The organism is Actinocorallia libanotica (assembly GCF_039525175.1).
GTDB lineage: Bacteria > Actinomycetota > Actinomycetes > Streptosporangiales > Streptosporangiaceae > Actinocorallia > Actinocorallia libanotica.
This window is the reverse complement of the sequence record NZ_BAAAHH010000017.1, coordinates 29,045-42,760: the sequence shown is the minus strand read 5'-3', so window position 1 is coordinate 42,760 and position 13,716 is coordinate 29,045. Positions and strand designations below refer to the sequence as shown.

13 protein-coding genes and 1 pseudogene are annotated in these 13,716 nt (G+C 68.6%); 6 read left to right on the top strand and 8 right to left on the bottom strand.

The window, feature by feature from the left end; genetic code table 11:
* Positions 1-191 precede the first annotated feature (191 nt).
* Positions 192-3,226: pseudogene (locus tag ABD140_RS20645) on the top strand (Tn3 family transposase).
* Here the strand turns inward: ABD140_RS20645 and ABD140_RS20640 are convergent.
* Together ABD140_RS20640 and ABD140_RS20635 are read right to left on the bottom strand one after the other, a co-directional pair.
* Positions 3,162-4,451 carry an MFS transporter gene (locus ABD140_RS20640; protein ID WP_344242533.1) on the bottom strand — a complete coding sequence of 430 codons (1,290 nt, stop codon included), beginning with the start codon at positions 4,449-4,451 and terminating at the stop codon, positions 3,162-3,164. The pseudogene ABD140_RS20645 and the gene ABD140_RS20640 overlap by 65 nt on opposite strands.
* Complete coding sequence (locus ABD140_RS20635; RefSeq protein WP_344242532.1) at positions 4,448-5,011, bottom strand: helix-turn-helix domain-containing protein; 564 nt, start codon at positions 5,009-5,011, stop codon at positions 4,448-4,450. The genes ABD140_RS20640 and ABD140_RS20635 overlap by 4 nt, the downstream gene beginning before the upstream one ends.
* 331 nt (positions 5,012-5,342) lie before the next feature.
* On the opposite strand from ABD140_RS20635, the gene ABD140_RS20630 reads away from it, so the two are divergent.
* Positions 5,343-5,918 carry a recombinase family protein gene (locus ABD140_RS20630; RefSeq protein WP_344242531.1) on the top strand — a complete coding sequence of 192 codons (576 nt, stop codon included), beginning with the start codon at positions 5,343-5,345 and terminating at the stop codon, positions 5,916-5,918.
* A 13-nt stretch (positions 5,919-5,931) separates the two neighbouring features.
* Here the strand turns inward: ABD140_RS20630 and ABD140_RS20625 are convergent, their stop codons facing one another.
* The 3 genes from ABD140_RS20625 to ABD140_RS20615 form a co-directional block, all read right to left on the bottom strand.
* Positions 5,932-6,225 (bottom strand): hypothetical protein, encoded by a 294-nt coding sequence (locus ABD140_RS20625; protein WP_344242530.1) that lies wholly within the window; start codon positions 6,223-6,225, stop codon positions 5,932-5,934.
* Positions 6,226-6,550: 325 nt separating this feature from the next.
* Positions 6,551-7,990: a hypothetical protein gene (locus ABD140_RS20620; RefSeq protein WP_344242529.1), complete on the bottom strand. Its 1,440-nt coding sequence runs from the start codon at positions 7,988-7,990 to the stop codon at positions 6,551-6,553.
* A 116-nt stretch (positions 7,991-8,106) separates the two neighbouring features.
* Positions 8,107-8,571, bottom strand: a complete 465-nt coding sequence (locus ABD140_RS20615; RefSeq protein WP_344242528.1) for a hypothetical protein — start codon at positions 8,569-8,571, stop codon at positions 8,107-8,109.
* A 173-nt stretch (positions 8,572-8,744) separates the two neighbouring features.
* On the opposite strand from ABD140_RS20615, the gene ABD140_RS20610 reads away from it, so the two are divergent.
* Entirely contained in the window at positions 8,745-9,275 is a 531-nt protein-coding gene (locus ABD140_RS20610) for an NUDIX domain-containing protein (protein ID WP_344242527.1), read from the top strand.
* Positions 9,276-9,436: 161 nt separating this feature from the next.
* On the opposite strand, the gene ABD140_RS20605 is transcribed toward ABD140_RS20610, so the two are convergent.
* On the bottom strand, positions 9,437-9,817 hold the full coding sequence (locus ABD140_RS20605; RefSeq protein WP_344242526.1) for a hypothetical protein: 381 nt from the start codon (positions 9,815-9,817) through the stop codon (positions 9,437-9,439).
* Positions 9,817-10,620, bottom strand: coding sequence for a methyltransferase domain-containing protein (locus tag ABD140_RS20600; protein WP_344242525.1), 804 nt, complete (start codon positions 10,618-10,620; stop codon positions 9,817-9,819). The genes ABD140_RS20605 and ABD140_RS20600 overlap by 1 nt, the downstream gene beginning before the upstream one ends.
* A 100-nt stretch (positions 10,621-10,720) precedes the next feature.
* Here ABD140_RS20600 and ABD140_RS20595 point away from each other — a divergent pair, with 100 nt between their 5' ends.
* The 3 genes from ABD140_RS20595 to ABD140_RS20585 all read left to right on the top strand — a co-directional run bounded on the left by ABD140_RS20595 (position 10,721) and on the right by ABD140_RS20585 (position 13,247).
* Positions 10,721-11,260, top strand: coding sequence for an NUDIX domain-containing protein (locus ABD140_RS20595; RefSeq protein WP_344242524.1), 540 nt, complete (start codon positions 10,721-10,723; stop codon positions 11,258-11,260).
* 91 nt (positions 11,261-11,351) lie between these two features.
* Positions 11,352-12,281, top strand: a complete 930-nt coding sequence (locus ABD140_RS20590; RefSeq protein WP_344242523.1) for a sulfotransferase domain-containing protein — start codon at positions 11,352-11,354, stop codon at positions 12,279-12,281.
* 186 nt (positions 12,282-12,467) lie between these two features.
* Positions 12,468-13,247, top strand: a complete 780-nt coding sequence (locus ABD140_RS20585) for a restriction endonuclease (protein ID WP_344242522.1) — start codon at positions 12,468-12,470, stop codon at positions 13,245-13,247.
* A 327-nt stretch (positions 13,248-13,574) separates the two neighbouring features.
* Here the strand turns inward: ABD140_RS20585 and ABD140_RS20580 are convergent, their stop codons facing one another.
* The gene (locus ABD140_RS20580; protein WP_344242521.1) at positions 13,575-13,706 is read right to left on the bottom strand and encodes a hypothetical protein; all 132 of its coding nucleotides are present in this window, start codon (positions 13,704-13,706) and stop codon (positions 13,575-13,577) included.
* Between the last annotated feature and the right edge of the window lie 10 nt (positions 13,707-13,716).

The window sequence follows — 13,716 nt, the reverse complement described above, 5'->3', positions numbered from 1 at the left end:
GGGAGTTTCGTCGGTAGCCCCAGCCGGGCCAGCTGGTCGTACTGCTCCGCAGGCGGCATCGCGTGAGTGAACCGCCCCAAGTCGGCCCGCGAGGAGGATCGGAACGGATTTTGGCGCTAGATAGGTGATCTTGGCGTCGGTTCGGTGACGGCGGTGTTGAGCGGGTTCAGGGGCTTTTAGCGTTCTGGCTCATGCCAGTGGATTTCTTGTCTGATGAGCAGGTGGAGAGGTATCGCCGGTTCCGTGGGGAGGTGTCGGTCGGGGAGCTGGAGCGGTTCTTCCGGCTGGATGCCGCGGCGCGGGAGGCGGTGGAGGCGCGGCGTCGGCCGGCGACCCGGTTGGGTGGGCGGTGCAGTGGGGCACGGTCCGGATGCTGGGCGCGTTCCTGGCGGAGGCGCCGTTGGACGTTCCGGCCGGGGTGGTGGAGTTCGCGGCCGAGCAGGTCGGGGTCGATCCGGAGTGCGCGCTGGAGTATCTGGTGCGGCCGAAGACGGCGTACGAGCATGCGTGGGAGATCCGGGACCTGCTGGGGCTGGCGGAGTTCTCCGACTGTGAGGATCTGGTGCGGCAGTTCGTCGCGGCGCGGGTGTGGGCGTCGGCGGAGGGGCCGCGGGCGTTGTTCGACCGGACGGTGGTGCACCTGCTGGAGGCGGGAATCCTGCTCCCGGCGGGCATCACGACGCTGACCCGGCTGGTGGCCGAGGTCCGGCGGGTGGAGAACGCCCGCCTGCACGCCCTGCTCGCGCAGCGCACTCCGGCTGAGACGGCGGTCGCGCTGCGGGCGCTGCTGCAGGTGCCGGAGGGGAAGCGGGCTTCGGAGCTGGAGCGCCTTCGGATGTCTCCGGTGCGCGCGTCGGGCAGGGTGCTGGCCTCCCAGCTGGACCGGGTCTCCGAGATCGGCCACTTGGGTGCCGGGCGGGTGGACGCGGGTGAGGTGCCGGCGGCGAAGCTCGCTGCGCTGGCGAAGTACGGGCTCGCGTCGAAGGCGCCGACGCTGCGGGATCTGGAGCCGGATCGGCAGACCGCGACGCTGCTGGCGACGGTCCGGCATCTGGAGACCTCCTCGGTCGATGACGCCCTGGACGTGCTGGACCTGCTGGTGGCCTCGGAGCTGTTGGCGAAGGCGGAGCGGGCGGGCAAGGCCGAGCAGCTGCGCTCTTTGCCGAAGCTGCGCTCGGCGGCCCGGCAGATCGCCTCGGCGATGGAGGTCCTGATGAGCACCGCACCAGAGGTGGAGGAGTCGGTGTCGCTGGTGGAGGCGTGGAAGGCGGTAGAGGAGGTCGTGCCGCGCGACAAGCTCGCCGCCGCGGTCGCGACCGTCACCGCGGCCGTGCCGCAGTCCGATGACGATGCCGCGGCGGCATGGCGAGCGGAGGTCGTGAAGCGGTACCGGACGGTGAAGGGCCTGCTGGAGCCTCTGTTGGAGGTCGTGGCTTTTCGGGCGGTCAAGGCGGGGGAGCCGGTGCTGGCGATGGTGCGGGCGGCGGCGGTGATGGCCGGCTCGCGCCGCCGTGTCGGCCTGGCCGATGTCTTGGCGCATGAGGATCTGATCGCGGGGTCGTGGCGGCCGCTGGTGCTGGCGAACCCGGATCTGTCGGCGGGAACGGTCGACAAGGCGGCGTTCACGTTGTGCGCGCTGATGCACCTGCACTCGGCGCTGCGCCGCCGGGACGTGTTCGCCGCAGGCGCCGACCGGTGGGGCGACCCGCGCGCCCGCCTCCTGGAAGGGGCGGCGTGGGACGCGGCCCGGCCGCACGTCCTGGCCGCCCTCGAACTCGAGGACGAGCCCGCCGGCCACCTCGCCGAGCTCGCCTCCGCCCTGGAGGGCGCCTACACCCGCGTCCTGGACGGCCTCGGCGGCAACACCGCGGTGCAGTTCGTGGGCGGGAAGCTGCGGGTCGACAAGCTCGGCCCCTCCGCTGAGCCGCCGCTGATGGGCGAGTTCCGCGACCTGGTGGCCGGGATGCTGCCGCGGGTGGACTTCCCCGAGCTGTTGCTGGAGGTGTTCGACCGCACCCAGCTGGCGGCGGAGTTCACCCACATCTCCGGCGCCGACACTTCCATGGAGGACTTCGCGGTCAGCCTGTGCGGGCTGCTCGTCGCGGAGGCGTGCAACGTCGGCCTTGTGCCGATCGAGAAGCCGAACGTCACCGCCCTCACCCGCGCCCGGTTGCAGCAGGTCGACCAGGGCTACCTGCGGGCCGAGACCTTGTCGGCCGCGAACGCTCGGCTGATCGCCGCGCAGGCCGGGATCGACCTCGTCGGCTCGTGGGGCGGCGGGCGACTCGCCTCGGCCGACGGGCTGCGCTTCACCGTCCCCGTCGCGAACCTCTCCACCGGCCACAACCCGATCTACTTCGGCCGCCAGCGCGGCGCGACCTGGCTGAACGTCGTCAACGACCAGGTCATGGGCCTCGGCGGCCTCGTCGTCCCCGGAACGCTGCGGGACTCGCTGTTCATCCTCGACGCCATCCACACCCTCGACGGCGGGCCGCGCCCGGAGACGGTCGTGACGGACACCGCCTCCTACAGCGACATCGTGTTCGGGATGTTCGCGATCTGCGGCTACCAGTTCTCCCCGCGCATCGCCGACCTCGGCGACACCCGCCTGTGGCGCACCAACACCCGCGCCACCTACGGCCCCCTCGACACCATGTCCCGGCGCACGATCCGCCTCGACAAGGTCCGCGCACATTGGGCCGACATGCTCCGCGTCGCCGGCTCTTTGACGACCGGGTCGGTCCGCGCCTACGACCTGATCCGGATGCTCCAGCGCGACGGCCGCCCCACCGGCCTGGGAGAGGCGTTCGCGCACTACGGGCGCATCTTCAAGACGCTGCACCTGCTCCAGTTCATCTCCAACGAGGGCTACCGGCGGATGATCGGGACGCAGCTGAACGTGCAGGAGGCCCGCCACCGGCTCGCCCGCCGCATCGCGTTCGGGAATCGCGGCCAGCTGCGCCAGCGCTACCGCGAGGGGATGGAGGACCAGCTCGGCGCCCTCGGCCTCGCCTTGAACGCGGTCGTGTGGTGGAACAGCCTCTACCTGGACGCCGCGGTCAAGCAGATCCGCTCCGATGGGTTCCCGGTCACGCAGGAGATGTGCGCAAGGTTGTCGCCGATCGCGTATCAGCACATCAACTTTCTGGGCCGCTATGCCTTCACCCGGGCCGATCCTGCCGCGGGGCTGCGGCCGTTCCACGAGTCGGCGTCTGAGCAGGGTTAGCGCTCGGTTCTCTCGTGTCCGCGCGGGCTGCGGGCATTGTTCGGATGGCGGGCACGCACAGCAAAAGCGCGGTGATGAAGATCTGCAGGCCTCCGGCCAGCCACAGGGTGCTGGTGATGCCGATGCCTGCGGCGAGGGGGCCGACGAGGGCCTGGCCGAGAGGCTGACAGATGAAGGAGCCGAAGTCGTCCCAGGAGCTGACCCGCGACAGTTGGCTGTGGGGGATGTGGGTCTGCAGACTGGTCTCCCACAGGGCGTTGAAGATGGTCAGGCCCATCCCTGCGGTGAAGGTAACGGCGGCCACCACCGTGACCGGACGGTCGGCGGCGAGCGCGAGCGCCGGGAGCGCGGACAGCGCGGCGAGCGGTACCGCGACGCGCAGCGGACGGCCGGGCCGGATGCGCAGAGCGGCCAGCCCGCCGACGAACGCCCCGGCACCCAGCGCGGTCATCACGGCCGCCCAAGCCGGCGGCCCGCCAAGAGAGCGTTCGGCGATGACGGGGCCCAGGACCAGGAAGGCCGCCAGCAGCAGGTTGCCCAGTGAGGAGAACACCACGGTAGCCCACACCCAGCGGCGGGCGCGGAACCCCTTCCAGCCCTCCCGCAGGTCACCGAGGACCGAGCGGCCGTCCGACGGCCCGGGTGCGGTGGCCGGGAGCCGCGCCAGCAGGACCGCGCTCACCAGGTACGCCGCGGACGCGGCCCCGATGGCCTGGCCGGGCCCGAAAGCGGCGACCAGGACACCGGCCAGGGCGGGACCGGCGATGTTGCCCAGAGAGTAGGCCATACCGCGCATCGCGTTGGCCTGCTGGAGCCGCCCGGCGGGAGCGATCGACGGCACGATCCCCACCGCCGCGGGAGCGAACAGCCCGCTGGCCGTGCCGTGCAGCACGTTCAGCACCGCCAACGGCCAGATCGCGGTCACCCCGCCGATCACCATCGCGGCCATCGCGGCTTGCGCGGCCAGCCGGGCCACATCGCAGCCCACCAGGATGGTCCTGCGCGACACCCGGTCGGCGACGACCCCGCCGAACAGCAGGAAACCCACCATCGCGACCGAGCGGGCGGCTATCACCAGTCCGACGTCGGCGGCCGAGCCGCCCGCATCGAGCACCGCGAACGCCAGCGCGACCCCGATCACCCCGTCGCCCAGGAACGACGCCGCCTGACCCGCCAGGAACCGCCGCAGGTAGCGGAAATCGGAGACCAGAGGCGGCCCCGTCAAGACCGGTCCTCGGCCTCGAACTCCAGCAGCGGGAACAGCCGCGCCAGCACCGCCACCGCAGCGGCGTCGGCGGGACGGCTGGACCTATCGGTCTCCCGGTGCCGGAACTGGGCGATCAACGCCTTGACCACCTCGGCCATCCCGGCCATCTCCTCCGGCGTGAGGTAGACGACCTGGCTGAAGCTCTCATCGCGCCGCCAGCGAGCAGGTGCCCGTGCCTTGCCCTCCAGCCACCTGCTGTAACTCTCATCCTCCAGACCCCGGGCCAGCAGCCCAAGACCATCCCCGGCCTCGGCTTCCGTCCGCTCCGTCACCACGGCGCGGTCTCCCGTCACCAACCGCCAGGGGCGCGCCTTCCCGCCCTCTGCCGGGCTCTCCTCGATCAGCCCGAACCGAGCCAGGCTCCGCAGGTGGAAGGAGTACAGGCCGGTGCTGCCACCCAGTTCCCTCGCCGCGTCGGTCGCCGTGATGACGCCTCGGCGCGCCATCAACTCCAACAGCGCCTGGCGAACCGGATGCGGCTTCGGCTCCCGGTCGTCGACCACTCCATGCTCATTCACTTTGCAAAGCATAGGGTTTGCAAACACGCATGCCAAGAGAGTGGCATCGCAGGAACCGGGCTTGACGAGCATTGGAGCGAGAAGTCCCGCTAACCGAGCCGTGCTGGGGGGTGCGACTGGCATACGGCAGAAGACACCGGGGGCCATCGGGCCGGGCGTCGGCGCGTTCATCTAACGGTCGTTTGACGAACACGAACACCACGCCCCGCCGAACCCCGGCCCCAGTGCGCGGTGTCCGGATCGGGCGTTCTTTTTCCCGTTCATCTTGATCCGGATCGTGTTAGCGTTCGGATTCCTCACGCGAGGCGTTTGATGAACGGAAGGCGGCCCCGTGGCGCTCATCGGCCTGGTCCGGGTCTCCACCGACAAGCAGAAGACCCAGCGGCAGCACGACGCCCTCGAACCGATCTGCCTCAAGGTGTTCGAGGAGAAGACCAGCGGCAAGCTCGCCACCGCCGACCGGCCCGACCTCTTGGCCGCGCTGTCCTACGTCCGCGAGGGCGACATGCTGTGCGTCCAGGAGGTCGACCGGCTCGGCCGCAACCTCCTCGAAGGACTCATCGTCCTCAACGACCTGTTCCAGCAGGGCATCGGCGTCAAAGTCCTGGAAGGCATCGCCGCCGGCGAGCACACCGAGCGGTCCTTCCTCCTCGACCTCGCGCTCGCGCTGGCCGAAGACCGGCGCCGCGACATCGTCAAGAAGACCCTCAACGGCCTGGAAGCCGCCCGCCGACAAGGCAAGGTCGGCGGCCGCCGACCCGTCGTCGACGACGACAAACGCGCCGCCATCCTCGACCGCCACCGCCGCGGCGAATCCATCCGCACCATCGCAGCTGGCGTGAAGGTCTCCATCGGCGTCGTCCACAAGACCATCACCGAAGCCCGACCATCGGACCAGACGACCTGAGCCCGCGGGCTCGTCACCGAACCGACACCAGCCTCAGCCCGCTACCGCCAAAATCCGTTCCGATCCTCCTCGCGGGCCAGTCGCCACCGCACCAGGCGTCGATGTAGCGCAGCACCTCACCGGCCAGAGCAACCTGATCCTGCGGCGGTGGGGGAGACTGCTGCGGTTCAGCGGCCGTCGGACGCGCAGCGAGGGCGTCGACGACGCGCGCGGCCCTGCTGTAGCTCTCTCCCGTCTCGGCCATCCGGCGGCGGATCGCCCGGGTGCGGGCACGGGAAGAGGCGGCTGTGCGGCGGTTGCTGGCCATCTGTCGTCCTCAGCGAAGCCCCACACCCCTCGCAGACAGGACCGAAAGGTCACGCCAACAGGCCCGACGCTGAGTCTTCAGACATCTTGTCCTCGGTCACCGCGAGCGGCGTGGGCGCGAACGGCTCGGAGTCGAGAGGGCGTCTTCCCCACTTCCAAGAATAACCAGGTACTGAAGGGGCCGGATAACAGGCCGATCAGCCGTGTCAGGACAGAGCGGCGGCCAGTTGCCCGGCGGTGGGCCGGACAGCGGGATCGGGTGCAAGACAGGCCAGGACGACCTCTTGGAACTCGGGGAACGGCCAGGGTGCCGCGGCGGCCTACGTTCAGTCCTGACGGCGTGCGGCCAGGAGCTGCGCACGGGTGAGGACGGCGCTTCCGTTCTGCGGAATGCCTCGGACCAGCTCGAACAGCCCGCGGGGGAAGTCATCCGGGGAGGTGCTGGCGTGGAGGGCGGGAGTGGTGATGTCGTCCAGGAGCCGGTCGAGGAGCTCGGCCAGGGTGGTGGGGCCGCTTCCGGAATAACCCCAGGACAAGCCGTTGCCGCTGCGGGCGGGAGCCAGGTAGAGCGTGTCGTCACTGGTGCGGATCCACACCTGGCCGTCGTGCAGGACGGCTTCGGTGAGCTCACCGGTGCTGGGGATGCGGAAGGGAACGGCCGCATAGACGAGGCCGTCGTCGCTGGTGATGGCGGGGGCATCGGTGGCGGGGTCGCTCCAGGTGTGGACGGGGGTCCGCTCGGTGACACTGTGGCCTGCGGTGGCGGGGGTGGGTTGCAGCCGGGCGATGAACTCCCGAGCGTAGGGAGAGCGCTGGGGGTCGAGTTCCGCGAGGTCGCCGTAGGGGAAGGAGAAACCCCCGTCCCACGACAGCGCAAGGCCGACACAGTCACGGGCGAGCTGATCGGTGCGAGCCAAGATCTGCGCCCACCCGTCCCGCAGGATGACCTCATCGAGTTCGGCGGCCCGGGGAAGGGGGTCGACCGTAGTCGCCAAGGCTATCGCCTCTTTGTCCATGGCTTTGTGGATCGCGTTGATCTCGCTGACGATCTCCCGGGTGAAGCGCCGGTCGATCTCGCGGGCCAGGGCGAGGGCGGCCTGGCCCGCAGTGGAGGCGTCAGGTTCGTCAGAGAACAGGCGCAGCAGCGGAGCGGTGTCGAGGTAGGGATGCCGAGCGGGTACTACGGCCGGGGGTGAGCCGGGTCGCCATCGGGCCATTTTCTGCGGCTGGTTCAGGCCCGGTATCCAGTACGGCACCGGCATGCCGATCGCCTGCTGCACATCAGTCCAGCGGGGCATGTAGGGGCGGTCGGGACGGTCGGCATCGACCGCACACAGCTCCGGCCCCCACATGTTCCACAGGCCACCGTTCACTCCTACAAGGACGGCAACGTCCGCCAGCGATACCAGTCGTTGGAGAGCGCGCGGCGTCTTGCTCACCTCCGCAGGGCCGGGGGTATGGAGGAACCCGACCTTGCCGAGTTCACTTGCCCAGCTCAACATGAGGTGGCCGTCGAGTGCGGTGGCACTCAGATAGGGGGCAGGCCGTCCCGATGCCGGCCGGTACAGCAACGGCGCTTGATCGGCCAGGGAACTCTCCTGGCCCGCGGCCCACCGCAGAACCGGCGTCTCGTACCAGTACTCGCTTCCTGTTTCGTTTCGGCCCGCGGGCTCGGGGAAGCCGGGGTCCGTGCGGAGCCACCGTGCCCGGGAGCGCGAGATGTTCAGCAGTCGGGCGATGTCGGAGGTGTCGAGTTGGTCGCTCATGGTGGGAAGACTGCCTTTGTGGCTGCTGCTGTGGAAGTTTCCTTCGGGCGGAGGAACTGACGTGTGACCTCCGGGTAAGGCAGTCCTATGTAGCGGCAGGCGACCTCCGCTGACCTTCAAGAGCAGTCAGCGACAGGCAGCCAGCTGGTCCATCGTGTAGCGCGCCAGCCGTTCTGCCATTCCTGGTCGCCGTGCTTGCGGTAGCGGACCCATAGTGTCCATGCGGTCTGCTGCACGTCCTGCGCCCACCACCGGCCGGAGTCGTAGTCTTTCCCGAGTGCGAGATCTGCGGTGGGCGTTTTCAGCACCGCGTAGAGCCGGGCGTCGTCCTTGCCGAAGAACAGCAGAAGGTATTCGCACAGCATCGCCACGCTGGCCGGTGTCCGCTCGGTGAGCATGCGGGGAAGCAAGGTCATCTTCTGGAAGACGTAGCTCACGTCCACACCGTGGTAGGTGGCCAGTGAGGTCCAGAAGGCGGGATCCTGCTTCGGGGCGGGCAGCAGCGACAGAAGGTCAAGCAGGTGGGCGAGGTTGCGGTCATGGGTGAGGGCGTCCATGCCGGCGTCGGGGATGGAGGGCATGAGGGCTGTCTGCCCTTGCGCGCTCACCGGTGAACCGCTGCTGGCGAGGGCGGCCTGTGGTGGACAGGATGGTCTGAGCGGGTTTGAGGGTCTGCCGTTGCGGCTGTGCGGCCGGGTGGGGGCCTTCATGGACATCACCATGCCCGCGACGTCCTTCCCGCTACGCTGGGATGATGACGCGCACTGGGCTTGACCAGCGCACTCTCGCCTCCTGCCTCGCTGATGCGCGGGCGGCTCTCACCGTCTATGACAATGCACTGGCCTGGCTGGGGATCGCTATACGGGGGCCGATGGCTCCGTTGGCTGCGGAGGCGTGGGTGTTCGATACCGCTTTTGAGCATGTGCTGCTGGTGCGGCACCGCTGGCGCGGCTGGGTCCCGCCCGGCGGAACGGTCGAAACCGGCGAGACGCCCCGCGAGGCGGCGCACCGGGAGTTGCGAGAGGAGACCGGCCTCAACGCCGACCTTCTGGAGTTCCCGGTGGCTGTGGCGGTCCGCGCTTACCGGCTGGACTGGGAACCGACGCTGGGGCTGTCATATGCGGCGGTCATGGACGCCTCTTTCGTTCCGGTCGGTGAGAGCCATCAGCCTGCCGCCTGGACGCCGCTCTTGCATGACTGGGAGAGCGTCTTTCCTGAGGACCGGTCTTGGATCCGGACATTCGCTGCGCAGCTGAAGACGGCGGGGACAGCCGCAGCCGACTGATAGAGGGTCCGTCCGATGCCTTCCATCAGCGCCGCCCCGATCCCACAGGGTCTGGTGGGTTCGATGAGTTGAGAGTGGTCCCGAACAGGCCGAGGCCTGCGGTCCTCAGGACGAACCACAGGATGGGTCGCAGAACGGCCGACAGCCTCCCCCGCGGCGGCTCAGGACTCCCAACTCATCACCAGCCGGGAGGCCGCCTTGGGGTAGACGCGCCCCACCGCCAGCCGCTCGACCTCCATCCCGGCAGGGTAGAGCGTGAAGGACGGTTCTCGGCTGCGGCGGCGTTCGGTGTTCCAGTGGTGGATGTGGTCGATGAACCGGTGGGCGAGTTCATCTCCTGAGGGACCGTGTCCGTGGACACCGAACTCCCAGCCGGGCGCACCCGTCGCGGGGTCGGGTTCGGTGCGGCGGACGGTGAGATAGGCGAAGCTGTCATTCGTGATGAGCGCAGGGTTGAACCATTTTAATGCGAGATCGACCAGGTTGACGTCGCACTGGAGGTCCTGCCAGATGATGCCGGCGGCCTCTGGGGCCGCCGTCATCAGCCACAGATAGAGGGTGTCGAAAGGCTCGCCGTTCCCAGCGGTGATGCCCGACCACAGCTCGGTCCGGGGAGCGCGGAGCGCCCGCTCGAGACCTCCTGCTCAGAGTGGGCGCATCCTCCTTGGGCGGCGACGAAACCGCAGACGGTCGGGTGGTGGCCGAGAAGGCGGCCGCGGTCGTCCCTGACGAAGGTGATCGAGCGGGTGATCCCGCCGAACCGCAGCGGCACCACCAGCCAGCCGCCCGGCACCAGCCGGTCGATCCAGGCTGGCGCCGCATCCCAGACCCCGACAGTGACGATGATGGCGTCGAACGGCCCCAGAGCGTCCGGGAGGTCAGCGGCATCGGCCAAGACGACACGGACATCGCCGTAGCCGGTCTCGGTGAGGAAGCGCCGGGCGCGCTCGGTGACGAACGGATCGATGTCGACAGTGGTGACAGCACCTTGCGTGCTGACGATCTCAGCGATCAGAGCCGCGTTGTACCCGCCGCTGCCAACTTCCAGAACCCGTTCTGCGGGCCGCAGCGCGGCATGAGCGAGCATCTCGGCCTGGAGCCAGGGCGCCGAGATCGAACTGGTGGCCCGGCCGTCGGCGCCGCGCCGGGTGACGACGACCTCGTTGTGCCGGTAGACCTCCACAGGGTCGGCCTCGGGCGCGAACCGCTCCCGGGGCACAGCCAGGAACGCGGCTTCGATTTCAGGGGAGCAGAGGGAGCCCTGTTCTTTGAGCCGGGCGACCATCGCGGTCCGGAGCCGGTCGACGTCGGGTTCGGTGGCAGGTTCGGCTGCAGTCGTGCCCATTCCCCGGATCCTAACTTCCTGTGCCTACCGTAACCGGTTCATTGCACAAAGTGGCGCCTGCGAAGTGAGATGTGAACGGAGAGGCAGTGAAAGCTGAGCCATGCCCGGAGAGCATGTTCGCGATCCGGTGCGCAGGACGAAAGGCACACTGACGCTGAGAGCTCCCTCCAGCCCAAGGAGAAGTCACTTGATCACTCACCCAACCGCCTCAGCGGTGATCCTCACCGACGACCGGGTGCTGTTGCTGAAGTCCACCAAGGGCACCGGCAGCTACATCTACCCCGGCGGCCACGTCGAGAACGAAGACCCTGCTACCGCCGTCCTGCGTGAAATCCGGGAAGAGACCGGCCTGGACGTCGAACTGCTCTACCGTCCTTGCTTCTCCCACCCCAAGGTCGCAGAGGTGCCGCGGCCGTTCATGGTGATGGACATCGGTGTGCGGGACAAGCAGATCGGCCGTCACCGGCATATCGACGCCGTCTACCTCGCCCGCCCGCTAGCGGGGGAAGTGGTCCTCAACCACGAGTCCAGCGGCTACCTGTGGGTGCCGGTCGATGAGGTTGCCGCGCTTGCAGTGCCTGAGGAACTGCCCGATCTCATCACCGCCGCCGCAGCGTATGCTGCCTCCCTGGTTCCTTGATGAAGAGCGGTACGGCGAACGCCAGGCCCTCCGAACCTCGAACACACAGGCCCCGGTACGTGCCTGCTCTGGGATGCCTTCAGAGTTGACCATGCCGGAGATCTCGCCTCCTGAACTTCGCCGGTACCGCAGCGGATTGACCGACAGCAGTCGGTGGGCGGGGTTCGTCTTCCGTCCGGGGGACATCGTGATCAGTGCTCCGTCCAAGTGCGGGACGACATGGCTGCAGATGATCTGCGCCCTGCTGGTCTTCCAGACGCCGGACTTGCAGGCGCCGCTGACGACCTTGTCGCCTTGGCTGGACATGCGCCTACGGCCCTTGCCTGAGGTCCTCCGAATCCTGGAGGAGCAGCAGCACCGCCGCTTCATCAAGACCCACACTCCGCTGGACGGCCTGCCCCACGACCCGGCCGTCACCTACCTGACCATCGGCCGGGACCCGCGAGACGTCGCACCGTCCATGGACGCCCACCGCCGCAACCTCGACACCGGCCACATCAACGAACTCCTCGACCCTGCCCACCCACCGCAGGCCCGGCCCGCTACGGCAGCCTCCCCGACGCCACGAGAGCGAGTGCTGGACTGGTTCCTCGATGCCCGGCCCGCCACCACACACCTCGACTCCCTGCGCGCCATGATCAACCACCTGAGTCAGGCATGGGATCTCCGCGACGCCCCTCACACGGTGCTGCTGCACTACGCCGATCTCGCCCGCGACCTGGGAGCACAGATGAGGGCTCTGGCCGACCGGCTCGCCATCAGCGTTCCCGAACAACGCTGGCCCTCCCTCATACGGGCGGCGACATTCGAGCAGATGCGCTCTCGTGCGGTAGCTGTACTCCCGGACGAGGGCCTCAGACTCTTCAAAGACCATCAGGCGTTCTTTGCCCACGGGCCCGACCGCACCATCAACACCGTGCTTACGACAGGCGACCTGGAACGCTACGACGCACTCGTCCAAACCTTGGCCCCGGTTGACATGCTCGACTGGCTTCATCGCGGCTGGGCGGCATCCCCGTAACCATGCCCGACTGCCGAGGGGCGGGGGCGGGGGTCTTCTGTTCTGCATCCGGTCACTCCAGGTGCCGGTGCATAGAGTTTCGAGGTAGGAACGCACCGTATCGTCTGCGCATGCCTTGTCTCAGCCTCCGAGATTCCATCGATACAGAGGGGGATTTCGTAATGAGCGTCCGGATATCATCCCGGGGTGCTGATTCCGGAACCTGAACGCCGACCAGTCGATGACTGGAAAACAGCGGAGCACAACGCCGCAGCATGGATGCGGCACTGGGGCTTCACCGATGCCACCGTGACCCCCGCAGGCGCTGATGGCGGAATCGACATCCGCTCCCGCAAGGCCCTCGGCCAGGTGAAGTTCCAGGGCGCCGCGGTCGGCCGCGCCGAGTTGCAGCGACTGGTGGGCGCCCGCATGCGGGGAGAACAGCAGCTGTTCTTCTTCACCGGGAGCGCTTACTCGGCACCGGCGCTGGCCTACGGCGAGGCCATGGACATCGCGTTGTTCCAGTACGACCCCTGGGGCCGGATGAAGGCCGCGAACAAACCGGCCTCCGCCGTCATCGCCTCCGCCAAGCGCGAGCGGAAGTCCGCGCAACCGTCCACCCCGCTGCGCATCAAGCTGACCGTGAACAAACCGGCCGCCGCCGTCCCCGCCTCGGCCGAGCGCGAGCGGAAGTCCGCGCAGCCGTCCACCCCGCTGCACAAGATCAAGCTGACTGCAAAAGAGGAACGGGCATACTCCCTCGGGTGCGGCACCGTCTCCTTTGGCTGCGGGTCATTCCTGGTGACCGGCGCGATCATCGCGTTGGTGCAGACTTCGGAGGACCGTCTTCTCAACACGGTGATCCTGGTAGTGGGGGTGTACTTTCTTCTGCTTTGCTATTTTGCGCTGCGTCAGGGAATCCGTCCCTCCCAGAGCCCATCTCCTGCGTCCCAGGACGCTGAGAGCGTCGGCCAGGGGGAGAACTGAGCCTCGCGCCACGGAGAGCCGCAGGTCGTTCCTCGGCTCGTTCATCGGCTGGGCCGACCACCGCCGAGCGATGACCAGCGGACCGCAGGCAGTGGCAGCCGTCTCACAGACTGCGCCCGGTGAGACGCTGCGGTACAGAGCCGTCTCACCGGGTCGTCCCATCAGGCACAGACCGTGAGACGACCCCGCGCCGCAGCGTCTCACCGCGTGCGTTCGGTGAGACGCTTGGCCCGCCGTTCGCCCGGACTTGAGCCCCTCTTCTCCCGGGAAATCGCCTGCCCGCGCAGCGGGGCCCTGCCCAGTGTGGACGCGGATCTGAGTCTCTCCTCAGACGCCGGATGCGGTGCTCTGGCGGTGCAGCTCCCGCTCTTTGACCGAGCACGCGCCGTCCAGGAGCCGCCTGACCCGCATGCCCTCATCCCGAAGCGGGACCGACGAGGTGGCTCCGGGCCATCTCATGAGACAAGGC

Bases quoted from the DNA above. Each gene is read 5' to 3' on its own strand.
- ABD140_RS20625 (WP_344242530.1), bottom strand. From the start codon at position 6,225: ATGGCCAGCAACCGCCGCACAGCCGCCTCTTCCCGTGCCCGCACCCGG.
- ABD140_RS20620 (WP_344242529.1), bottom strand. From the start codon at position 7,990: ATGAGCGACCAACTCGACACCTCCGACATCGCCCGACTGCTGAACATC.
- ABD140_RS20615 (WP_344242528.1), bottom strand. From the start codon at position 8,571: ATGCCCTCCATCCCCGACGCCGGCATGGACGCCCTCACCCATGACCGC.
- ABD140_RS20610 (WP_344242527.1), top strand. From the start codon at position 8,745: ATGACGCGCACTGGGCTTGACCAGCGCACTCTCGCCTCCTGCCTCGCT.
- ABD140_RS20605 (WP_344242526.1), bottom strand. From the start codon at position 9,817: ATGACGGCGGCCCCAGAGGCCGCCGGCATCATCTGGCAGGACCTCCAG.
- ABD140_RS20600 (WP_344242525.1), bottom strand. From the start codon at position 10,620: ATGGGCACGACTGCAGCCGAACCTGCCACCGAACCCGACGTCGACCGG.
- ABD140_RS20595 (WP_344242524.1), top strand. From the start codon at position 10,721: ATGCCCGGAGAGCATGTTCGCGATCCGGTGCGCAGGACGAAAGGCACA.
- ABD140_RS20590 (WP_344242523.1), top strand. From the start codon at position 11,352: ATGCCGGAGATCTCGCCTCCTGAACTTCGCCGGTACCGCAGCGGATTG.
- ABD140_RS20580 (WP_344242521.1), bottom strand. From the start codon at position 13,706: ATGAGATGGCCCGGAGCCACCTCGTCGGTCCCGCTTCGGGATGAGGGC.